Here is a 20,839-nt window from a genome sequence, read left to right on the forward strand (position 1 = left end):
GCCCCCTTTGAAGGAAAATTATTTCTTTTCGTCTTTAACTTCTTCGAACTCCGCATCCACAACGTCGTCACCGCCTTTGTGCTGGTGAGCGTGCTCTGCGCCGTCGGGAGACTGCGCTTCCTGCTGGCTTGCCTGAGCGGCTTTGTAAATCTCTTCAGCCAGTTTGTGGGCAGATTTTGTAAGCTCTTCGATTGCCGCATTGATAGCAGCCGCATCGTCGCCCGCAGATTTCTCTTTCAGGTCTGCCAGAGCCTTTTCTATGGCTTCTTTGGTCTGAGCGTCGACCTTGTCGCCGTGCTCTGCCAGAGATTTTTCTGTGGAATATACGAGTGTGTCGGCCTGATTTCTGGCTTCAACAACCTCTTTTTTCTTCTTATCTGCATCGGCGTTCAGCTCTGCATCCTTGACCATCTTGTTGATCTCCTCGTCGGAAAGACCGCTTGAAGGAGTGATGCGGATTGACTGCTCTTTGCCTGTTCCCTGATCTTTTGCGGAAACATGGAGAATACCGTTTGCGTCTATGTCGAAAGTAACTTCGATCTGAGGAACTCCTCTGGGAGCAGCGGGGATGCCTACCAGATCGAAACGTCCGATGTGTTTGTTGTCGTTAGCCATCTCACGCTCGCCCTGAAGCACGCTGATGGTAACAGATGTCTGGCTGTCAGCCGCAGTTGTGAAGGTCTGGCTCTGACGTGCGGGTATTGTTGTGTTTCTGGGGATTATTTTGGTCATAACGCCGCCCAGAGTCTCGATACCCAGTGACAGAGGCGTTACGTCGAGCAGAAGAACGTCTTTAACGTCACCCGCAAGAACCGCACCCTGAATGGCCGCACCGACAGCAACAACCTCATCGGGGTTGATTCCTCTGTGGGGCTCTTTGCCGAAAAATTCTTTAACCTTCTGCTGAACCAGAGGCATACGGGTCATACCGCCGACAAGGATAACCTCGTCGATCTGGCTTGCAGAAAGGCCGGCATCCTGAAGAGCTTTTTTGCAAGGCTCAAGGGAGTTTACAACCAGATCCATTACCAGAGACTCGAACTTAGCTCTGGAAAGCTTAACAACAAGGTGTTTGGGGCCTGATGCGTCAGCTGTGATGAAGGGCAGGTTGATCTCTGTTTCCCCTGCGGAAGAGAGCTCGTGCTTGGCTTTTTCTGCAGCTTCTTTCAGACGCTGAAGAGCCATTTTGTCGTTGCGCAGGTCAATTGCGTTGGATTTTTTGAACTCGTCCACCAGCCACTCGACAACACGCATATCAAAGTCGTCACCGCCGAGGAATGTATCGCCGTTGGTAGATTTAACTTCGAAAACGCCGTCGCCCAGCTCAAGGATTGAAATATCGAAAGTACCGCCGCCAAGGTCGTATACTGCGATCTTTTCATCGTGCTTTTTGTCCAGACCATATGCAAGGGCTGCCGCTGTGGGCTCGTTGATGATACGCAGAACGTTAAGACCTGCGATCTTGCCCGCGTCCTTAGTTGCCTGACGCTGTGCATCGTTGAAGTAGGCGGGAACTGTGATAACAGCATCTGTAACTGTTTCGCCGAGGTAGTCTTCAGCGGTTGATTTCAGTTTCTGAAGGATCATCGCAGAGACTTCCTGAGGAGCGTATTTTTTGCCTTTAACTTCGACCCATGCATCGTTGTTGTCTGAGCCGACTATCTGGTAGGGAAGCACTTTTTTAGCTTTTGCCACTTCGGGGGCATCAGATTTGCGTCCGATGAGACGCTTGATGGAGAAAATTGTGTTTTCGGGATTGGTTATTGCCTGTCTTTTTGCAAGCATGCCGACAAGTCTGTCGGAATCGGTGAAAGCCACAACTGAAGGCGTAGTGAGTGCACCTTCGGAGTTGGCGATAACTTTAGGCTGTCCGCCCTCCATAATGCTTACGCATGAGTTTGTGGTTCCAAGGTCAATACCGATAACCTTTTTGGATGTAGCCATTTTGTCCTCCTAGACTATATATCTTTAACTTATTTCCTTTTGTTGACCTTCACTTTGGAGGGGCGAACCACTCTTCCGTGGAGGGAATATCCTTTCTGAAGCACCATCAGGACTTTATTGTCGTCATAGTTCTCGTCGCAGTCAACCATCAGAGCCTCGTGGAACTGGGGGTTGAAATCGTCACCCACGTTCAGCTCAATCTCTTTAAGCCCGTATTTTTCAAGGGTTTCGCTCATCTGTTTCAGTGTCAGCTGAACGCCCTCTTTCAGGGCCTCTACGGGGTTGTCGCCGGATATATGGCTGAGAGCCATTTCAAAGTTGTCCATAACGGGGAACAGTGCGGAGATAAGGTTCAGGTTCGAATATTTCAGCCTGTCGTCAAACTCCTTTGTGAGCCTCTTGCGCACGTTGTCCATCTCGGCCAGAGAGCGCAGTTCGCTGTCCTTTGCCTCCGCCAGTGCTTCGGTCAGACGCTCGTTCTGCTCACGCAGAAGGGTCAGTTCGTCTTTTGGTGTCTCTTCCTGAGCCTGCTGCTCTTTGTTTTCCATCTCTTCCATTTATATCCTCTTTATTTACTTTCCAAAAACTTGCCCATGATGCCGGTCACAAGGTCTGCGGAGCAGTCCACAACTGATACCACATCCGAATAGCGCATCCTCTTGGGGCCTATTATTCCGAGCATGCCTATCACGTTGCCGCCTCTTGAGTAGGTCTTTGTGACCAGTCCCAGCTCGCTCACTTCGGAACGGCCTATCTCGGAACCGATGAATATATTCACCCCTGTTTCGTTCTGGCATTTGTCCAGTATGTCGAAGATGAATTTTTTCTCTTCAAATGTCTGGAAAAGCCCTTTGAGCTTGGAAACATCGCTGAACTCAGGCAGGTCAAGTATTGTCGACGTGCCGCTGAGGATGATGTCCTGCCCGAAGTCGCTGTTGCCGAAAACTCTCTCGGTCACAGTCATGACGTTCTTAACAAGGGAGTCCATTCTGTTCTTGTCTTTTCTCATCTCGTCCAGAATGGCGGTCTTGACCTCCATTAGGGACTTGTCGATGAAATGGGTATTCAGATAGTTGCTTATCTGAACAAGGTCGCTGTCGGTCACACTCGGGGTGACATCCAGCATAACGTTATGCACGATACCCGTTTTGGCGACGATCACCGCCAGAACGGTTGTTCCGCTGAGTCTTACGAACTCTATATGCTTTAAAAGCATGGTGTTTAGCTTGGGTGAGATAACGAATCCCACAGAGCGGGTCAGGCGGCTGAGATTGTCGCTGACCTTTTTGAAAACTCCGTTGATGTTCTCCGCACTGCATTCCTGCTTCAGCTGTTCCAGAATGGCTCTGTCGGAGAAGCTGAAAGTCACCAGCCTGTCGATGTAGTATCTATATCCCTCGTCCGAGGGCACTCTGCCCGCAGAGGTATGGGGCTGAAGAATGTAGCCCTTTTCCTCCAGATCGCTCATGATGTTGCGAATGGAGGCGGGACCAAGCTTCAGGGGGCCTGTCTTTGAGATGAGCCTTGAACCTACCGGCTCGTTGCTCTGCACAAATTCCTCAATGATAGTTTTTAATACGGATTCTTCTCTTTCGTTAAGGAAATTCATTGCCCACACCGTTTTTGTTAGCACTCACATGCTATGAGTGCTAAAGCATAGAATAAGAATTGAGCCTGTTGCTGTCAAGCCTTTTTTGGTCGTTTTGTCAGAGTGAGTTAAGGATTTTTTCAATCTCTTCAAAAGCGGTGAGCGAACGTTTCTGAATGAAAATGTCCGGTATGCAGACACGGGCGGATTCCGGATCGGGGTTTATGGTGACAACCTTTGTTCCGTATGATTTCAGGCGTTTGGCTATGTAGTCGTTGGTGGGGATCTGGCTGCTTGAGCCGATGAGAAAGGCGATATCTATCTTTTTGTGTGAACCGATGAACGCTTCAAAATTATTCAGCTGTGCGTCGTTTTCAATATAGTCCCAGTCGCCGAACATCAGTATATTCGGGCGAAGAAGGTCGCCGCATACGGGGCAGACAGGCATATTCTCCGCCGACATGGTGCTTTCGTTCAGTCCGCAGAGGGGTGCTTCAGTGTTATGGCGGACGCCATACCTGCATGCGGAACCCTTCATGCACTGAAGCCTCCACATGCTCCCGTGTATTTCCGTTACCCTGTCTTCGGGTAGTCCTGATATCAGATGATATCCGTCGGTGTTGGTCGTGTGGACAAAACTGTCCTCAAAAACAGAGGAGACCATCCGGTTGATTATTTCATAGCCTCTGTGGGGGGAGTTTTGGCGGGCGTTGCGCCTGCGCCATTCATAAAAGGCCCAGCTGTGATGCGGCTGTTTGCGGAATGATGCCGGAGAGGCAAGCTCCTGCGGCAGAAGTCCTTTGTCTTTGAAGACGGGGAAATTCCTCCAGTAGCCGTCTCTGTCTCTGAACGTGGGGATATTGCTGTCGGCGCTCATTCCTGCGCCTGTGAGAAAAAGACATGTTTTCGAGCTCTTTATCAGTTCTCTGAGGTAGGATTCCATTACAGATTGTAGCATGGAAATTAAAAAGGGCGACACAATGGCCGCCCCTTTTTACGCTTGAAGAGATAGGAGGATATATTTTTTAATTATTATCTGCTGTTTTCGCATGGGGCTGTGGCATGTCCGCCATGACTGTAACGAAGGAGACACTGTCGGCGAGGGCTTCCACCACAACCTTGCCGGATGCGATGATGTGAATTTCTTTGCCTGCGTATACCACACGGTCACCCAGTGAGTTGCCCGCAGTAACCCATAATGAACCCTCGGTACAATAGATGCTGATTGATCTGGCATCTTCAAACCCTTTGGTCTGAAAGCGTTTAAGCCTTAGCTCCTGTTTCGTTGTCATGGTGCCACCTCGTTAAGGAAATTAAGTGTTCGCCCTATGTTGAACCTTATATTATAAAAACTCTTTAATTACCATCGGTTGTTTTGGAAGTCTGCCTTCATAAAATCAGAAGGCTTGTTTCCTGTCCACTTTCTGATTGTAAAATACAACAATAACAGTTACCATAACAGACACAGAAAAAAGAAAATGTATACATAACAGTTGAGGACTGTATGGCAAAAACTAAGCAGGAATTCCGATACAGACAGGTAATGGACGTCATTGTGACGATGATGGAAAACGAGATCCTACGCCCCGGCGACAAGGTTCCGTCTCTGCGGAAGATGAGCGAAGAGCAGAGCGTCAGCCTTTCCACGGTTATGCAGGCTTATATGGAGCTCGAAAGTGTCGGGATGCTTGAAGCCCGCCCCCAGTCGGGGTTCTATGTTTCAGGCGGAACAGTTGTTCCCCGTGAGGCAGTGCGTGTGACCAAGCCCAGCAGTCAGCCTATGCAGGTCAAAAACAGCAACCTGATACAGACCATACTCTATGCCATAACAGATCCGGAGATAATTCCTCTGGGCTGTGCCATGCCCTCAACCGATCTTCTGCCCCACAGAGACCTGAACAGTATAATGAAAAAACTGTTATCCACCGACAGCGAAAACAGGGTGGAATACGGCGATGTGCAGGGACATAAATTTTTCAGACAGCAGCTTGCCTACTACATGAACATGAACGGCAACTCCGTCAGCAGCGATAATATCATAATTTCCAACGGAGCCTCGGAGGGGATAACAATGGCAATGCGTGCCGTAACCCGCCCAGGAGATCTGGTTCTGATGGAATCTCCCAGCTATTTCGGTTTCATGCATCTTCTCGAAACAGCAAAGGTGTATGCTCTTGAACTTCCCACCAGCCCGCAGGAAGGTATTCTGATGAAAGACTTTGTCGAGGCAGTTGAGCGGTTCGACGTTAAGGCGGTTCTGCTTCAGCCTAACTACGGAAACCCCATGGGGCACACCTATCCGGAGGACGTCCGTAAGGAGATGGTGGAGCTTTGCAACAAAAAGGATATCCCCATCATTGAGGACGATATAAACGGCGATTTCAACTTCTCCGGCCGCCGGCTTGGCAATCTTAAAAAATATGACAAGAACGGCAACGTGATACACGTTTCATCCTTTTCAAAAAGCCTTGCCCCCGGCTATCGGGTGGGCTGGATAGAGCCGGGCAAATATTTTGACGAGATACTCCGGCAGAAGATCGCCAGCAGCATGGCGAACAACTCTGTTCCCCAGCTCACACTGGCGCATTTTCTGGCCTCCGGCAAGATGCCCCGTCATCTGCGGAAGATGAACAACAGCTTCAAGGCGCAGGTGGAGACCTACACATATCAGGTCATGCGTCATTTCCCCGAAGGAACAAGGGTCACAAGACCTCAGGGCGGATTTGTCATATGGGTGGAGATGCCTGAAAAGGTGGATACGCTGAATATGTATCCCAGAGCACTGCACGAGAAGATATCTTTCTCGCCGGGCGGAATTTTTTCGTCACAGCAGAAATACAACAACTGCATGCGGATAAACTGCGGATTTCCGTGGGATCACCGGATGGAGAGGTCGATAATCAGACTGGGCGAGCTGGCTAAAAGCTACCTTTAGTGACTTTTTACAGAGCGACCTTTTTTGATATCGCTCCGCCTGCCAGAACGTTTTTCAGCGTTTCAAAGGCGGGGGATTCGTCCGTAAGATATATCTGCCTGATGCCCGATTCCTCTGTGGGAATGTTCAGCTCTTTGATGCATTCAAGAACTGCATGGGAAGAATCTACTATATTGAAATGAGGGAATTTTTCCAGAATCCTGTCTTTCAGAAGCGGGTAGTGCGTGCAGCCAAGAATAAGAGTATCGATTCCTGAACCTGCAAGCTCCGAGAGATACATCTGAACAACCTGCTTGGCAACGTCGGTCTCAATCAGCATCTCTTCAACAATGGGAACAAACAGCGGACATGCCGTCTGGTAAACCTGAACATCCGGTTTAAGAGCCTTAAGGGCTTTAACGTAGGACTCGCTCCGTACGGTCGCACGGGTTCCTATCACCCCTATTCTGTCGTTCTGCGTAAGTGCCACGGCACTCTTTGCACCCGGTTCAACAACGCCGATAACGTTAACCCCGAACTGTTTTCTGATGGCATCGATAGCATAGGACGATGCAGTGTTGCATGCTACGACTATGGTGTCGATATTGAAGTTTTTGACCAGAAACCCAGCACATTCCAGACTGTATGCCGTAACCGTTTCCGGTGACTTGTTGCCGTAGGGCACACGGGCAGTATCGCCCAGATAGTACATATCAAGTTTGGGAAAATATTCGCTGATGGTTTTGTAGACCGTGAGTCCCCCCACGCCTGAGTCAAAAATTCCGATGGACACTTTTTCGCTCCTTAGATTTCAAAGACAGGATAATATTCCTGTGGACTGCAAATATCAAGACCATAATTTATGCCGCAGCGGGTTTTGAGAAGAACATTGCATAAAGGAACAGCGCATAGGCCGCAACGGCAACTACGGCAACCCAGCCGATGTAGAAACCGACAGGTGCAAGGACTGCCACTATGAGCCAGTGGAGGGCTATCACCTTGCCAGAATGGAGCATTATGGGAAAATCCCTGTGGCGGCATATCACAGCCAGACCGCTGATGTTCCATCCGTAGAGCGCAAGCGTGCGGTGATAAAGTATTGTAAGCTGGCGGACAGTTTCAGAAGGTTCGTTTGCGGCATATATGACAATGTAGAGAACGCCTGAAACGGCAGTTATCACCAGAAAAACTATTCCCGATGTCAGAAAGGATTTCTGCTGTTCTGTGTATCCGGTTTTAATGTAAACAAGCAGTACCATGGACACCGCAATAAAAAGTATCACTGAGATGGTAAGCTCAAGCCAGACAGCCTCGAACAGTATGAAGATGAAGAAAATTATAACGCCCACCGTTATGATCCAGAACAGAGCAGTTTTGAAATATATGACTCTGGTGGTGCCGAATTTTTTCATGGCGGCAAAAAGTACGCTTAAAGTAATAAGTGAACTGGGGAACGAAAAGCCCAGAAAGAAGGTGTTCAGGGAGAGCTTTTCGAAATCCAGCCAGTGATAATATTCGTGGTTCAGTATGGCCAGCACTGAGATAAGCAGACCTATTGAAAGGCAGAGAAGGGATGCATGGTGAAACTTCACCGCCACCGGTTCTTTTGTTGTGAAGAACTGCTTAGGGAAAAAGCCGAACCGTTTTATCCGCACCGATTCGGTTATGCCGAACAGGGCGAGGGCTATGATTATACACGGGATATACAATTTAAAAAAAGCTGAAAATGCGAAAGAGAACGCCAGAGCATAGAACAGCATAAGCCGTTTCGGCATTTCATCCCTCTGCATTGTGAAATAGAGGATGATGGTTCCGCCTGAGCAGAGATTAAAAAGGAAGATATGGAGCCTCTCAAAATCATATCCGGCCGCAACATGGTGCATAAATCCGAAACTCAGCGCCGCAGTCATTGTCACCAGAAACAGCAGTTTGAGCGAAACACTCATCCTATCCTCCCAGCAGATGCTCCAGAGCACCTTTCAGCTCAGGATATCTGAACCGGAAGCCGCTTTTAATAAGTTTTTCGGGGTAAACGTTCGCCCCCGACAGAAGCACCTCTTTTCCCATCTGTCCGTAAACCTTTTCTATTATATACGGCGGGATATTAATAAATCTCGGTTTTTTATAATATTGTGCAAGTGTATCCGAAAAAACTTTTGAAGTGACAGCGTTGGGTGCGGTCAGATTCACAGCTCCGGATATCTCATTGTGCTCTAGAAGATGCCCTATGGAGTAGAGAACGTCGTCCATTGCAACCCAGCTGAAATACTGGTCTCCGCTGCCGAAAACAGGCCCCAGACCCAGCGAAAAAGGGAGCTGCATCCTCTGCAGTGCCCCGCCTGCGGGGGTCAGCACAACGCCTATTCGCAGAAAGATTACCCTTATGCCTTTATCGACGGCGGGCTTTGCCGCCTCTTCCCATTTTTTGCATACTTTTGCTATGAAGTCGTGGCTTCCGCCTTTTTCAGCCTCGGTTATGACCTCGTCCCCCCTTCCGCCGTAATAGCCGATGGCCGATGCGCAGATGAAGGTTTTGGGAGGATTTTTCATTTTAGACAATGTTTCAGCCAGCAGAGCTGTGCTCCGGACACGGCTGTCGATTATCTCCCGCTTCTTGTCGTCAGTCCATTTTCCCTCGCCGATGGGTTCTCCGGTGAGATGGATAACTGCGTCGGCATTCTCGAATCTGTCCTCGATTATGCCTGCGTTAGGGTTCCAGCACACATCGCCGATGCAGAGTTTTGCTCTGTCCCTCAGAAGGCGGATAACCTTGTGCCCCTGAGTCTGCAGGAACGGGATAAGAGATGAACCCACCACGCCGGACGAGCCTGACACTACTATGGTTTTCGGGGCGGGTCTGTATTCGCTGTAAAATTCTATATCGTTGCGGCAAAGATTCTCTCTGTAGCGGAACATTTTCTCGAGCTTATTCCGTACAAATTTCCCGGCCGCCTTTGATGTTATGAAATCCATGGGTAGCTTGTATTCCACATGGTCTTTGATAGTTGTTATTCCGTCTTTTTCCGAAAAAAAGTGGGAGTGCTCCCATTTTGAAAAAGGGCCGCTGTTCTGTCTGTCTTTAAAAAATGCGTCTTTTTCGTATTCGATGTGTTCGGCCTTCCATGTCAGCGAGACCGGACCTGTTTTCAGCTTTATGTCGCACTTTGCGCCCGTCTGAATGCCGTCGTCGCGCCTTATGAGTGAAATATTCTCCCATGGCGGACTGAGCCTGAAAAGCGCCCCCTCCCTCTCGTGCCAGCTGAAAACAGTTGAGATGTCAGCTTTAATTTCGGTTTCATGTTCAAATAAATTTGGTGCGTAATTTTTAATCATTTTTCAGTGTAAAACTAAAATTACAGATATGCAATGGCAGTATTCCTATTTTCTTAAAAATAAAAACAATATTGAGAATGTGTTCCGAACGATGTGCGAAAAGACAAACGTGATTTGCATTTTAGCATTTCAGACAGCTATTATGTTTTTCCATACAAATGTGCATTTGTAACCTGTTAAAGGGAATATGAATTTCAGTAACTATTTCCAAAATTTAACTATTAATTCCGATGGTGAAGCTGCGAAAATCTATGACAGAACGGGATATTATGTGAGGTATTATAACTATTAAATTTTGCATTGAAGTTTTTTATAAGGTAATGTAAAACATAGTATCATTTTAGGCTATCGGAGGTCTTTATGTCACTTATGCAGAAGTTCTGGGATATTGCGAAGCAGAGAAACAAAACAATAGTCCTTCCTGAAGGCTGGGACGAACGCACGATTGATGCGGCAAACGCAATAGCCGAGAACGGACTGGCGAATGTTATTGTACTGGGCAAAGAGGATGAGGTCAAAGCTCTTTTTGCATCCAAAGGCTATGAGATCCGCTGTAAGATTATCACCCCTGAAACCAGCGAATATTACGAAGATTTTGTAAATACATATTATGAAAGCAGAAAAGCCAAGGGAATGACCCTTGAAGAGGCTCAGGCCAGCATGAAGGACGTTAATTACTTCGGCTCTATGCTTGTTCAGAAAGGCATTGCCCACGGAGCTGTTACCGGTGCATGCCACACCACAGGGGACGTTCTGCGTGCGGCTATCCGTGTCATCGGAACCAAAAAAGGGATGAAAACCGTTTCAAGCTGTTTCATAATGGTCACACCCAAGCCTGAGTTCGGCTCGGACGGTGCGGTGCTTTTTGCGGACTGCGCAGTTATTCCCAATCCCGATGCGCAGACTCTGGCTGAAATAGCCGTTGCAACAGCAGACAGCTGTAGATCCTTCCTTGAGGTTGAACCGAAGGTGGCTATGCTCTCTTTTTCGACAAAAGGAAGTGCGCAAAGCCCAGAAACCGAGAAGGTTGTCGAAGCCACAAAGATAGCGAAATCCATCGCTCCCGATCTTAAGATAGACGGAGAACTTCAGGCCGATGCCGCTCTTCTGGCGGCGGTGGGTGCGAAAAAGGCTCCCGGAAGCGAAGTTGCAGGTTCTGCGAATGTTCTTGTGTTCCCGACACTTGACGCAGGAAATATTGGGTATAAACTTGTAGAGAGGATCGCTGGCGCAGAGGCCATAGGCCCCGTTATTCAGGGTCTGGCGAAGCCTGTTAACGACCTCTCCAGAGGATGCAAATACATGGACATTGTCAACGTGGCGGCGATCACCGCTGTTCAGGCTGACTAGGGGGATTTTTTAGATGATTATTCTCGCTCTTAACTGCGGCAGCTCATCGGTCAAATACCAGCTCTATGACTGGGCAAACAAACTGGTCATAGCGAAAGGTCTGGTGGAAAGAATCGGTATCGGCGACTCGTTCATCGTTCATGAAGTTCCCGGCAAAGATACCGTCAGGGAGGAATATGAGTGCCACGACCACTCCGCAGCAATCGGTCTGGTTATAAAAACACTCTCCAGAGGGCACACAGCCGTTATCGACAGCATGGAGCAGATATCCGCTGTCGGCCACAGAGTGGTTCACGGCGGCGAGGTATTCGCCAGAAGCGTGCTTATTGATGAAGAGGTTATAAAGACCATAGAGGATGTTGCGCACCTTGCGCCGCTCCACAACCCGCCCAACCTCGCAGGCATCAAGGCCGCTCAGAAGGTCATGCCCAACGTTCCCCACGTCGCTATTTTCGACACAGCATTCCACCAGACAATGCCTGATTACGCATACACATATCCCGTTCCCTACGAATGGTATGAGCAGTACAGCGTAAGAAGATACGGTTTCCACGGCACAAGCCACCTCTATGTATCAAAACGTGCGGCAGCCCTCCTCGGCAAGCCCGCAAAAGAATGCAACATAATTACAATGCACATAGGCAACGGTGTTTCCCACACAGCCATCAAAAACGGAGTGAGCGTTGATACCTCAATGGGTATGACCCCTCTGGAAGGCGCAGTTATGGGAACAAGGTGCGGCGACGTTGACCCCGCAGTTCCGCTGTTTATGATGCAGAAGCTGAATATAGACGCAAAGGCCATGGACAACCTGCTGAACAAAAAGTCAGGTGTTCTGGGCATTACAGGCAGATTTACCGACAGACGTGACGTTATCAGCTGTGAAGACAGCGACTACAAGAACAGATGCAGACTCTCTCTGGAGGTCGAGGCCTACAGACTGCGTAAATACATCGGCTCATACTATGCCGTCCTCGGCAGAGTGGATGCGATAGTGTTCACCGCAGGTGTCGGCGAGAATGCCGGTGTCATCCGTCAGATGGCAATCGAAAACCTTGAACCCATGGGTATCATAGTAGACAAAGAGAAGAACCTTAAAACCTTCTCCAAACACGGCGAAACTGAGATATCCACTCCCGAATCAAGGGTTAAGGTATACGTCATCCCCACAAACGAAGAACTCGTTTTTGTTGAGGATGTGGTGGCGATACTGACAAATACCTATAAAGATCACACCGAATATCCCTATTCATTTCTTAAGTAATTATGAGCCTGCTTAATCGGCAGGCTCCCTATTTCAGTTTATAACACGTCGCATTTCTTCGTTGGATTTCAAAAAATATTGCTCATGTACCACATATGTACACTGCGCATATTTTTTGCCCTCCGCCTTGAACTGCTCGGTTCTAAACAGAAATTTTAAATATTGCCCCTCCCTTTTACAAAGGGAGGCTGGGAGGGATTTACATTCTGTTTTTTTAACCGCTAAAAAAATCTATGATCATGCAAATTTTCCCTTTAAAAATACAAAATCAGTCCTATTATAAACTCAAGAGCTGCTAAAAAGGTGCAATAACCTTTTAAGATCCTCAAACCACCCGTTAAAAAGGCATAACAATGAATGCCACCTCTTGGACGGTGCGGGCAGCCCCCCGCACCGTCATTTTCTTCCAAACCTTGCAATTATCTGTAAAACTGCTATTGTAGTACATCTATTAAAGTAATTTCAGACGGACGTGCAATGGACGATATCTTTTCCAAAGACAAACAGCCGGAGGATTTTCAGACACAGAACATCAGACCCAGCGGGTTTGACGACTATGTAGGTCAGTCCAAGGTAAAGGAAAATCTCAAGGTGTTTGTTCAGGCGGCGAAGAAGCGAGGCCAGAGTCTCGACCACTGCCTTTTCCATGGTCCTCCCGGACTGGGAAAAACCACCCTTGCAAACATCATTGCCCACGAAATGGGCGTAAACATAAACTCCACCAGCGGCCCTGTGATAGAGCGTGCGGGCGACCTTGCCGCTCTGCTTACAAACCTTCAGGAAGGGGACGTTCTGTTCATTGATGAGATTCACAGACTCCATTCCAACGTTGAAGAGATTTTGTATCCGGCTATGGAGGATTATAAGCTGGACATCCTGATAGGTCAGGGTCCTGCGGCCAGAACCGTTAAGATAGACCTGCCGCCTTTCACCCTTGTGGGAGCCACGACCCGTGCCGGACTTCTCACCTCCCCCCTGCGTGACAGGTTCGGGATGATCCTGAAACTTGAATTTTACGGAATAGAAGAGCTTACAAGTATTATCCTGCGTGGTGCGGGCATTCTGGAAACAGAAATAGAGGACGCCGCAGCCCGTGAGATAGCCTCCAGAAGCAGAGGAACCCCCCGTATAGCTCATAGAATATTAAGACGAATCAGAGACTTTGCGGATGTGCTGAACAACGGCTTTGTTTCAAAGGACATCGCCTGTGAAGGTCTTTCGAGGCTTGAGATAGATCGTGAAGGTCTGGACAACTCCGACCGTGCCCTCCTGCTCTCCATAATAGAGAAGTACGACGGCGGGCCTGTGGGTGTGGACACCCTTGCGGCGACACTGAGCGAAGAGCGGGACACCATTGAGGATGTTATCGAACCCTACCTTATATACAGAGGTTTCATCAAAAAGACCCCCAGAGGGCGTATGGCGACCGGAATGGCTTACGAGCACCTGCGCCTGAACGCACCGAACCGCATATCCGTTGCGGATTTTCTGGAAGAGAACGAATAGATGGCGAAAAAGAAGAGCCGTTATGTGTGCCAGAGCTGCGGATACGTTTCGCCGGGCTGGATAGGGAAATGCCCCGAATGTTCCAGCTGGAGCAGCTTTGTTGAGGAAGTGGAGGAGTCTGCTCCTTCGGCAGGCGGCAAAAAGATACATGAACCTAATGTATCAGCCGTCAATCTGAGAGAGGTGCGGGGGCTTGAGACCGAACGCACAAAAACCGGAATAGGCGAACTGGATCAGGTGCTGGGCGGAGGTCTGGTAAAGGGTTCGGTGATACTTGTGGGCGGCGAGCCGGGCATCGGCAAGTCCACAATAATGCTCCAGTCGGCGGGTATCTTATCCGGCGGCAGGGGGCGTGTTCTGTACGTTTCCGGAGAGGAATCGGCGGCACAGATAAAGCTGAGGGCTGAAAGGCTCGGTATAGGCACTGCGGACATAAGCATTCTGCCCACCAACAGCCTTGAGGACGTGCTTTCGGCACTGGATAAAGAGAGATTCGACTATGTTGTGATGGACTCCATTCAGACGGTGTCCTCTGCGGAGCTTAACTCTGCGGCGGGGACTGTTGGGCAGGTTCGCCACGTTACATACAGGCTGGTGGAGGTGGCCAAAGGGCGTGCCATCACAGTTCTGATAGTGGGACAGGTCACCAAGGACGGCTACATAGCAGGGCCGAAACTTCTGGAACACCTTGTGGATACTGTGCTTTATTTCGAAGGGGACTACAGCAGAGGGCTTCGCATCCTTCGTTCGGTTAAGAACAGGTTCGGCCCCACTGATGAGGTCGGAATCTTTGAGATGAGCGATAAGGGATTGATAGAGCTTAAGAACTACAGCTTTGCGGACGATGCCGACAGAAGCGTTTCCGGACGGGTGAACGTGCCTGTGATAGAGGGTACGAGGGCTTTTCTGGTGGAGGTTCAGGCTCTTGTTGCGCCGACCTTCTATCAGTTTCCGAAGCGAAATGCCATGGGGATAGACCTGAACAGAATGAACATGCTTCTGGCCGTGCTCGACAAAAAAGGCGGGCTTAATCTGGCCGGAAGCGACGTATATATAAATGTGGCCGGCGGAATGAAGATAACCGAGACCAGCGCAGACCTTGCGCTGTGCGCCGCCATGGTGTCATCATACAGGGAGCGGGCGATAGCTCCCGAAACGACCTTCATAGGCGAGGTGGGGCTGACGGGAACCGTGCGCCCCGTGTCGAATATGAAGAGCAGGGTTGCGGAGTGCTATAAAATGGGCATCCGCAAATTTTACCTGCCCGAAAAAGTGGAGTTTGACAAAAAAATAGAAATCGTTTTAACTAAGGACATATCATCTTTTCTTGATATGTTTTAATAAGGAGAAATTATGGGACTTCTTGACGGCAAAAAGGCATTGGTGTTCGGCGTTGCCAACAACAAAAGCATCGCATATGCCATCGCCAGAAATTTCATCGAACAGGGCGCCGAAGTAGCGTTCAGCTATGCGGGCGAAAAACTGGAAAGCAGAGTGTCAAAAGTTTCCGAGGAACTCGGCGGGAAATTCATAGTTCCCTGCGACGTTACCAAGGATGAAGAGATAGAGGCTTGCTTCAACACTGTTAAAGAAAAGTGGGGCAAATTCGATATCCTTATACACTCTGTTGCCTATGCACCCGGCGACGCTCTGAAAGACCGCTATGTGGACACGAAGAGAGCCGACTTCGCACTGGCAATGGACATCAGCGTTTACTCTCTGGTGGCCATAACAAAATATGCCGAGCCCCTTCTGAACGAAGGCGCAAGCGTGATCTGTATGTCATACCTCGGTGCGGAAAGAGTTATTAAGAACTACAACGTAATGGGCGTTGCGAAATCCGCTCTGGAAGCGTCAACAAAATATCTTGCCGCAGATATGGGCGTGCAGAAGATCAGAGTGAACGCAATCTCAGCCGGCCCCATCAAAACACTTGCGGCTGCGGGCATTTCAGACTTTAAAAAGATATTTAACCACATCGCCGAAAACGCTCCCCTGCGTGACAACTGCACTCAGGAAGACGTGGGCAAAACAGCCGTATACCTTGCAAGCGACCTTTCATCCGCTGTGACAGGCGAAGTTATCTATGTTGATAACGGCTACAACATAATGGGCATCTGATAGTTGTTTTTACTAATTCATAACGGGGGGCATCACAGATGCCCTCTTTTCTTTCAGGCGGCATAATGTCGGAAACGGAAAATGCGGTCAGCGTCAGAAATCTGAACTTTTCATACGGAGCCACTGAAGTTCTGCGCAATATCAGTTTTGATATCAAAAAGCGGGAATTTCTGGCTGTCATAGGCCCCAACGGCGGCGGAAAAAGCACGCTTCTAAAACTCCTTCTGGGTATTCTCAAGCCTGATTCAGGCGAGATAAACATTCTCGGACATAAACCCGGCACAGTTAAAAAGATAGGATACGTCCCGCAGAACGTAACATCCGGCGGCGGGTTTCCCGTTACGGTGGAAGATGTTGCGCTGATGGGCAGAATGCTCACCAGAGGCGGATTCACAAAGCAGAGTGACAGGGACTATGTGCGCATGGTTTTGGAACAGCTGCAGATAACCGATATTGCCAAAAAGCGCATGGATGATCTTTCCGGCGGTCAGCGTCAGCGTGTGCTTATGGCCAGAGCGCTGGCGGGCGAGCCTGAGCTGATATTTCTGGACGAGCCGGCCTCCAACGTCGATATGGAGGGGCAGACCCGCATATACGACATTCTGGCGAAACTCAATGAAAAGATAACTGTTGTGGTAGTCAGCCACGACCTTACCATAATTCCGAAATTTGCAACGTCCGTTGCCTGTGTGAGCACAACACTCCACAAACATGACGAGGCCGAGGTTACCCCCGATATGATGCATATGTCATACGGTGCGGATGCCCACTGCCCTGTTGAACTGGTTGCCCACGGGCACCCTCACAGGGTGCTGAAGGAGCATAAATGACCGAGATTCTTTCATACGGATTCATACAGAACGCTCTTTGGGCAGGGGTGCTTGCCTCCATTGCATGCGGAATAATAGGAACTCTTGTTGTGGTTAACCGGATAGTGTTCATTTCCGGCGGAATCTCCCACACAGCCTACGGCGGCATAGGTCTCGCCTTTTATCTGGGCATCTCCCCTCTTCTGGGAGCAGGTATTTTTGCTGTTGTGTCGGCTGTCATTATGGCGTTTATAACCCTGAACAACAAGAACCGTGCTGACACCGTAATAGGTGTGATGTGGGCTTTCGGAATGGCGTTCGGTATCATTCTGGCAGACCTCACTCCCGGCTACGGGGTCGATCTGATGAGTTATCTGTTCGGCAGCATTCTGGCTGTGCCGGATGCAGACCTTGTTTATATGGCTATTCTCGACCTGTTCATAATAATATATGTGCTGTTCTTTTTCCGCCAGATACATGCGGTGAGCTTCGATTCAGAATACGCCACCAGCATGGGTGTGCGCTCCGGACTGGTATATACCATAGTTCTGGTGATGTCTGCTCTGGCTGTTGTGCTTCTGATCAGGGTTGTGGGGCTTATTCTGGTGATAGCTATGCTGACTATTCCGCCCTATATTGCTGAGAAAAGGGTTTCTTCGCTTAAAGGGATGATGATACTGTCCAGCATTCTGTCTTTGGTGTTCACTCTGGCGGGGCTTTACTGTGCGTATGTGTTCAATCTGACATCCGGAGCAAGCATCATCGCTGTGTCTTCGGTGTGTTTTTTCCTGTTCATACTTTATGAGAAGGTCACTTCACTGCTGAAGCGGTAGCCTTTCTCTCCCGTTTCGCCTTGTACATCTCTTTGTCGGCAATATCAATGAGAGCCTGCATATCTGACGAATCCTCCGGAAATATCGCATAGCCTATGCTTCCGCCGAAGGGGAGCAGCTGACCTTCAAATATGAAGGGTCTGTCGATTTCAAGATAAAGCTTCTGAGTTATTGCATCCCCGTCTGCTTTCTCTTTAATTCCTGTAGCTATAATGGCAAATTCGTCTCCGCCAAGTCTTGCCACGGTGTCCGTCTGTCTGGATACGGAGCTTATTCTTAATGCGAATTCGTTTATTGAAGCGTCTCCAGCCTGATGTCCGAAAGTGTCGTTGATAAATTTAAGTCCGTCCATGTCCAGCATCAGAACTCCGAAATTTGCCTGTTCCCTGTTTGAAAGTGTAACCTTTTTACGCAGTTCATCATAAAATGACGCACGGTTCGCAAGACCTGTCATGTAGTCTGTAGTGGCCTTTTTGAACAGTTCACTTGTGTTGTTTCTGGATGCGTGGTGGATCGATGCGCCCAGCATATCTGCTATCATTGACAGTACGCACATGTCATCTTCTGTGAAATAACCGACTTTTCCGGAGACTACTTTAAGAACACCGATGCAGACACCGTTGAAAGGCAGAGGCATAACGAGCATCGATACGGCGCCCACTTTCATACAGGCGTCCCTGTCCACCCGTTCGTCATAGGCGGAGTCTTTGCAGTACATCATTTCGCAGGTGCTGACACAGTTGCCCGAAAGGCTTGTCTCCTTGCGGAGCCTCAGCCCCAGATAAGGGGTCAGACTGCCGGAAACGGCTCTGTAAACCATTTCTCCCTCTTCCGCAAACTCAACGGTTGCTCCGTCAGCTTTAACGATATTCTGAGCCAGATGGCAGACGGCATCAATAACATTTCCCAGATCAGGCCCTATTTTGGATATCTCCGCCTGAGCCTTTATTATCTCAAGCATTCTTTCGCTGGAAGGGACAGCATTGCATTTGGGAAATTCAGCCATATCAGCTCCAATGATAGTGGGTATAGTTATATGGGATGACACTTCAGGAAATATTAAAATATAATCTGTCAGCCCGCAACAGACATTTCGTGATTTAATGAAATAAATTTTGATTTTCAGAGGATGAAACATAGGATATAGTTTACGGGATATAAAAATAACTATCTTGATTTTTATACTGTAATTTATTAGGCTGTGAGACTAATGGGAAAAATTATCGCTATAGCAAACCAAAAAGGCGGTGTGGGCAAAACCACCACCGCAATAAATCTCAGCTCAGCTCTGGCATTTGCCGAAGCAAGGGTGCTGGTTGTGGATATGGACCCGCAGGGCAACGCCACTAGCGGTCTCGGTGTGTCCCTTGAGGAGGGGCAGCCCTCTATCTATGATGTTCTCATAGGCAGAGCAGAGGCAAAGGACTCTATCGTGCCCACAAGCGTGGAGAATCTGTTCATAATACCCGGCAACATAAACCTTTCGGCGGCGGAGATCGAGCTTGTCACCGAGATATCCAGAGAAACAAAGCTGAAAAAGGCTCTGGCAAAGGTGTCTGATGAGTTCAACCTGATACTTATCGACTGCCCGCCCTCTCTCGGACTTCTTACGGTGAACTCGCTGACTGCGGCGGATTCCGTTCTGATACCGCTTCAGTGCGAATACTATGCAATGGAGGGTCTTGGCCAGCTCTTAAACACCATCGGCCTTATCCGTGAGAGCCTGAACGAGGAGCTTGCGCTGGAGGGCATACTGCTGACCATGCACAACCCCAGCAACAACCTTTCAAAAGAGGTTCAGAAGCAGGTTGAAGAATATTTCAGCGAATCACTTTTTAAGACGATAATACCGAGGAACGTAAAACTTGCCGAAGCACCCAGCTTCGGGCAGTCCATCATAGAATATGACCTGAAATCAAAAGGTGCTGCGAGCTATATCGACCTCGCAAAAGAGATGCTGGAGAGGATATCATGAAAAAAACCACACTGGGCAAAGGACTTGAATCGCTTATCCCAAAGGCGGACAAGCCCCGTTCAATGGTTAATGAAATAGATATCACAGAAATATATCCGAACCCCGACCAGCCCAGAAAGATATTCGACGAAGAAGCTCTGGCGGAGCTTACCGACTCAATACGCAGAAACGGCATAATTCAGCCTATAGTTCTGGCGAAGGCTGAGGACGGCTATGTTATAATAGCCGGTGAGAGACGCTGGCGTGCGGCGGGGCTTGCGGGTCTGCGCAGGGTTCCTGCGGTCGTCCGTGAGATAACCAGAGAATCGGAGCAGATGGAGCTTGCGCTCATTGAGAACATCCAGAGAGAGGATCTGGGCGCACTGGAACTGGCAAGGGCATATAAGAACCTGATGGAAACCCATGGCTACCGTCAGGAGGACGTTGCGGAAGTTGTCGGCAAGAGCCGTTCGGCCGTTGCGAACACAATCCGCCTTCTGGGGCTTCCCTCAAGGGTGATAGAAGCTCTGGAGCTGAAACAGATAACCGAAGGTCACGCAAGGTGTCTCATTGGCCTTGATGAGAAAAAGGCTGTTGAAATACTTATCAAAATAATAGAAAATAATCTTTCCGTCCGTGAAACGGAGAAACTGGCCTCCAAAAAGGAGAAGCCGGAAGTTGAGAAGGCACAGCCTTCGGAGAACGTTTTCCTGCTCAGCCTTAAAAGCGAGATGGAAGAGTTCTTCAAAACTCAGGTTGAGATAAAGTCCCGCAAAGACGGCGGAACCATTGAGATAAAATATACCAACAATGATGAGCTTGACCGCATAATCAAGACCATCAGAGGGGAATTAAGTTGATAAAGGGCAAAGACACAGGCGGTATTGACGCATTTCTCGGCAAAAATACAACCTTTCAGGGAACACTTATTTTCGACGGGCTCGTCAGGATCGACGGAAACTTCGAAGGCAATATAAAAACCGAAGACACTCTGGTTATTGCGAACTCCGGCAACGTTAAGGCGGAGATAGAAGCGGGGGATATCAAGATTTCAGGACGCTTTGACGGCGTCATCACTGCAAAATCAAAGGTTGAGCTTTATAAGCCCGCCTATGTGACAGGAACCATAATCACTCCCATTTTCAAGGTTGAAGAGGGCGTGGTTTTCAACGGTAACTGCCAGATGGGCGATGTTTCAAGCATCACCACGGAGGAGTAGTTTC

At 48.9% G+C, this 20,839-nt stretch carries 20 protein-coding genes; 11 read left to right on the forward strand and 9 right to left on the reverse strand.

The window, feature by feature from the left end; all coding sequences use genetic code 11:
- Nucleotides 1-18: 18 nt before the first annotated feature.
- The 5 genes from dnaK to C8D98_RS01350 form a co-directional block, all read right to left on the reverse strand.
- Nucleotides 19-1,944: a molecular chaperone DnaK gene (gene dnaK, locus C8D98_RS01330; protein WP_132871325.1), complete on the reverse strand. Its 1,926-nt coding sequence runs from the start codon at nt 1,942-1,944 to the stop codon at nt 19-21.
- A 29-nt stretch (nt 1,945-1,973) separates the two neighbouring features.
- Complete coding sequence (gene grpE, locus C8D98_RS01335; RefSeq protein WP_132871326.1) at nt 1,974-2,501, reverse strand: nucleotide exchange factor GrpE; 528 nt, start codon at nt 2,499-2,501, stop codon at nt 1,974-1,976.
- Nucleotides 2,502-2,512: 11 nt separating this feature from the next.
- Nucleotides 2,513-3,553 carry a heat-inducible transcriptional repressor HrcA gene (hrcA, locus tag C8D98_RS01340; RefSeq protein ID WP_132871328.1) on the reverse strand — a complete coding sequence of 347 codons (1,041 nt, stop codon included), beginning with the start codon at nt 3,551-3,553 and terminating at the stop codon, nt 2,513-2,515.
- A 97-nt stretch (nt 3,554-3,650) separates the two neighbouring features.
- Nucleotides 3,651-4,409, reverse strand: coding sequence for an SIR2 family NAD-dependent protein deacylase (locus tag C8D98_RS01345; protein WP_243640892.1), 759 nt, complete (start codon nt 4,407-4,409; stop codon nt 3,651-3,653).
- Between the two features lie 148 nt (nt 4,410-4,557).
- Nucleotides 4,558-4,824: a DUF2917 domain-containing protein gene (locus tag C8D98_RS01350; RefSeq protein ID WP_132871331.1), complete on the reverse strand. Its 267-nt coding sequence runs from the start codon at nt 4,822-4,824 to the stop codon at nt 4,558-4,560.
- 212 nt (nt 4,825-5,036) lie between these two features.
- Here C8D98_RS01350 and C8D98_RS01355 point away from each other — a divergent pair, with 212 nt between their 5' ends.
- A complete protein-coding gene (locus C8D98_RS01355; protein ID WP_132871333.1) occupies nt 5,037-6,467 on the forward strand; it encodes an aminotransferase-like domain-containing protein in 1,431 nt (476 codons plus the stop codon).
- A 7-nt stretch (nt 6,468-6,474) separates the two neighbouring features.
- Here C8D98_RS01355 and murI read toward each other — a convergent pair whose 3' ends face one another.
- From murI to C8D98_RS01370, 3 genes are all read right to left on the reverse strand, one after another.
- Nucleotides 6,475-7,239, reverse strand: coding sequence for a glutamate racemase (gene murI, locus C8D98_RS01360; protein ID WP_132871335.1), 765 nt, complete (start codon nt 7,237-7,239; stop codon nt 6,475-6,477).
- A 67-nt stretch (nt 7,240-7,306) separates the two neighbouring features.
- A complete protein-coding gene (locus tag C8D98_RS01365; protein WP_132871337.1) occupies nt 7,307-8,392 on the reverse strand; it encodes a hypothetical protein in 1,086 nt (361 codons plus the stop codon).
- 1 nt (nt 8,393) lies between these two features.
- Entirely contained in the window at nt 8,394-9,779 is a 1,386-nt protein-coding gene (locus tag C8D98_RS01370; RefSeq protein ID WP_132871339.1) for a TIGR01777 family oxidoreductase, read from the reverse strand.
- Nucleotides 9,780-10,139: 360 nt separating this feature from the next.
- Between C8D98_RS01370 and pta the strand changes: the two genes are divergently transcribed.
- The 7 genes from pta (at nt 10,140) to C8D98_RS01405 (ending at nt 17,662) form a co-directional block, all read left to right on the forward strand.
- Nucleotides 10,140-11,129 (forward strand): phosphate acetyltransferase, encoded by a 990-nt coding sequence (gene pta / locus C8D98_RS01375; RefSeq protein ID WP_132871341.1) that lies wholly within the window; start codon nt 10,140-10,142, stop codon nt 11,127-11,129.
- A gap of 13 nt (nt 11,130-11,142) precedes the next feature.
- On the forward strand, nt 11,143-12,393 hold the full coding sequence (locus tag C8D98_RS01380) for an acetate kinase (RefSeq protein WP_132871342.1): 1,251 nt from the start codon (nt 11,143-11,145) through the stop codon (nt 12,391-12,393).
- A gap of 477 nt (nt 12,394-12,870) precedes the next feature.
- A complete protein-coding gene (ruvB, locus tag C8D98_RS01385; protein ID WP_132871344.1) occupies nt 12,871-13,899 on the forward strand; it encodes a Holliday junction branch migration DNA helicase RuvB in 1,029 nt (342 codons plus the stop codon).
- Nucleotides 13,900-15,240: a DNA repair protein RadA gene (gene radA / locus C8D98_RS01390; protein ID WP_132871346.1), complete on the forward strand. Its 1,341-nt coding sequence runs from the start codon at nt 13,900-13,902 to the stop codon at nt 15,238-15,240.
- Between the two features lie 12 nt (nt 15,241-15,252).
- The gene (locus tag C8D98_RS01395) at nt 15,253-16,020 is read left to right on the forward strand and encodes an enoyl-ACP reductase FabI (RefSeq protein ID WP_132871348.1); all 768 of its coding nucleotides are present in this window, start codon (nt 15,253-15,255) and stop codon (nt 16,018-16,020) included.
- 38 nt (nt 16,021-16,058) lie between these two features.
- Nucleotides 16,059-16,850: a metal ABC transporter ATP-binding protein gene (locus C8D98_RS01400; RefSeq protein WP_207891224.1), complete on the forward strand. Its 792-nt coding sequence runs from the start codon at nt 16,059-16,061 to the stop codon at nt 16,848-16,850.
- A complete protein-coding gene (locus tag C8D98_RS01405; RefSeq protein ID WP_132871350.1) occupies nt 16,847-17,662 on the forward strand; it encodes a metal ABC transporter permease in 816 nt (271 codons plus the stop codon). The genes C8D98_RS01400 and C8D98_RS01405 overlap by 4 nt, the downstream gene beginning before the upstream one ends.
- Here C8D98_RS01405 and C8D98_RS01410 read toward each other — a convergent pair.
- The gene (locus C8D98_RS01410; protein WP_165871144.1) at nt 17,640-18,668 is read right to left on the reverse strand and encodes a sensor domain-containing diguanylate cyclase; all 1,029 of its coding nucleotides are present in this window, start codon (nt 18,666-18,668) and stop codon (nt 17,640-17,642) included. The genes C8D98_RS01405 and C8D98_RS01410 overlap by 23 nt on opposite strands.
- A gap of 204 nt (nt 18,669-18,872) precedes the next feature.
- On the opposite strand from C8D98_RS01410, the gene C8D98_RS01415 reads away from it, so the two are divergent.
- Genes C8D98_RS01415 through C8D98_RS01425 form a run of 3 tightly spaced genes read left to right on the forward strand, consistent with a single transcriptional unit; the run spans nt 18,873 to nt 20,835 of the window.
- Nucleotides 18,873-19,637, forward strand: coding sequence for a ParA family protein (locus C8D98_RS01415; RefSeq protein WP_132871353.1), 765 nt, complete (start codon nt 18,873-18,875; stop codon nt 19,635-19,637).
- Nucleotides 19,634-20,476 (forward strand): ParB/RepB/Spo0J family partition protein, encoded by an 843-nt coding sequence (locus C8D98_RS01420; RefSeq protein ID WP_132871355.1) that lies wholly within the window; start codon nt 19,634-19,636, stop codon nt 20,474-20,476. Before C8D98_RS01415 ends, C8D98_RS01420 begins: the two co-directional genes overlap by 4 nt.
- Nucleotides 20,473-20,835: a bactofilin family protein gene (locus C8D98_RS01425; protein WP_243640893.1), complete on the forward strand. Its 363-nt coding sequence runs from the start codon at nt 20,473-20,475 to the stop codon at nt 20,833-20,835. Before C8D98_RS01420 ends, C8D98_RS01425 begins: the two co-directional genes overlap by 4 nt.
- The last annotated feature ends 4 nt before the right edge of the window (nt 20,836-20,839 follow it).

The sequence above is a fragment of the Seleniivibrio woodruffii genome, from assembly GCF_004339245.1.
In the GTDB taxonomy this organism is placed as follows: domain Bacteria; phylum Chrysiogenota; class Deferribacteres; order Deferribacterales; family Geovibrionaceae; genus Seleniivibrio; species Seleniivibrio woodruffii.

Coding starts and splice junctions, on each gene's coding strand:
- dnaK (WP_132871325.1), bottom strand. CDS start 1,944: ATGGCTACATCCAAAAAGGTTATCGGTATTGACCTTGGAACCACAAAC.
- grpE (WP_132871326.1), bottom strand. CDS start 2,501: ATGGAAGAGATGGAAAACAAAGAGCAGCAGGCTCAGGAAGAGACACCA.
- hrcA (WP_132871328.1), bottom strand. CDS start 3,553: ATGAATTTCCTTAACGAAAGAGAAGAATCCGTATTAAAAACTATCATT.
- C8D98_RS01345 (WP_243640892.1), bottom strand. CDS start 4,409: ATGAGCGCCGACAGCAATATCCCCACGTTCAGAGACAGAGACGGCTAC.
- C8D98_RS01350 (WP_132871331.1), bottom strand. CDS start 4,824: ATGACAACGAAACAGGAGCTAAGGCTTAAACGCTTTCAGACCAAAGGG.
- C8D98_RS01355 (WP_132871333.1), top strand. CDS start 5,037: ATGGCAAAAACTAAGCAGGAATTCCGATACAGACAGGTAATGGACGTC.
- C8D98_RS01365 (WP_132871337.1), bottom strand. CDS start 8,392: ATGAGTGTTTCGCTCAAACTGCTGTTTCTGGTGACAATGACTGCGGCG.
- C8D98_RS01370 (WP_132871339.1), bottom strand. CDS start 9,779: ATGATTAAAAATTACGCACCAAATTTATTTGAACATGAAACCGAAATT.
- pta (WP_132871341.1), top strand. CDS start 10,140: ATGTCACTTATGCAGAAGTTCTGGGATATTGCGAAGCAGAGAAACAAA.
- C8D98_RS01380 (WP_132871342.1), top strand. CDS start 11,143: ATGATTATTCTCGCTCTTAACTGCGGCAGCTCATCGGTCAAATACCAG.
- ruvB (WP_132871344.1), top strand. CDS start 12,871: ATGGACGATATCTTTTCCAAAGACAAACAGCCGGAGGATTTTCAGACA.
- radA (WP_132871346.1), top strand. CDS start 13,900: ATGGCGAAAAAGAAGAGCCGTTATGTGTGCCAGAGCTGCGGATACGTT.
- C8D98_RS01395 (WP_132871348.1), top strand. CDS start 15,253: ATGGGACTTCTTGACGGCAAAAAGGCATTGGTGTTCGGCGTTGCCAAC.
- C8D98_RS01400 (WP_207891224.1), top strand. CDS start 16,059: ATGCCCTCTTTTCTTTCAGGCGGCATAATGTCGGAAACGGAAAATGCG.
- C8D98_RS01405 (WP_132871350.1), top strand. CDS start 16,847: ATGACCGAGATTCTTTCATACGGATTCATACAGAACGCTCTTTGGGCA.
- C8D98_RS01410 (WP_165871144.1), bottom strand. CDS start 18,668: ATGGCTGAATTTCCCAAATGCAATGCTGTCCCTTCCAGCGAAAGAATG.
- C8D98_RS01415 (WP_132871353.1), top strand. CDS start 18,873: ATGGGAAAAATTATCGCTATAGCAAACCAAAAAGGCGGTGTGGGCAAA.
- C8D98_RS01420 (WP_132871355.1), top strand. CDS start 19,634: ATGAAAAAAACCACACTGGGCAAAGGACTTGAATCGCTTATCCCAAAG.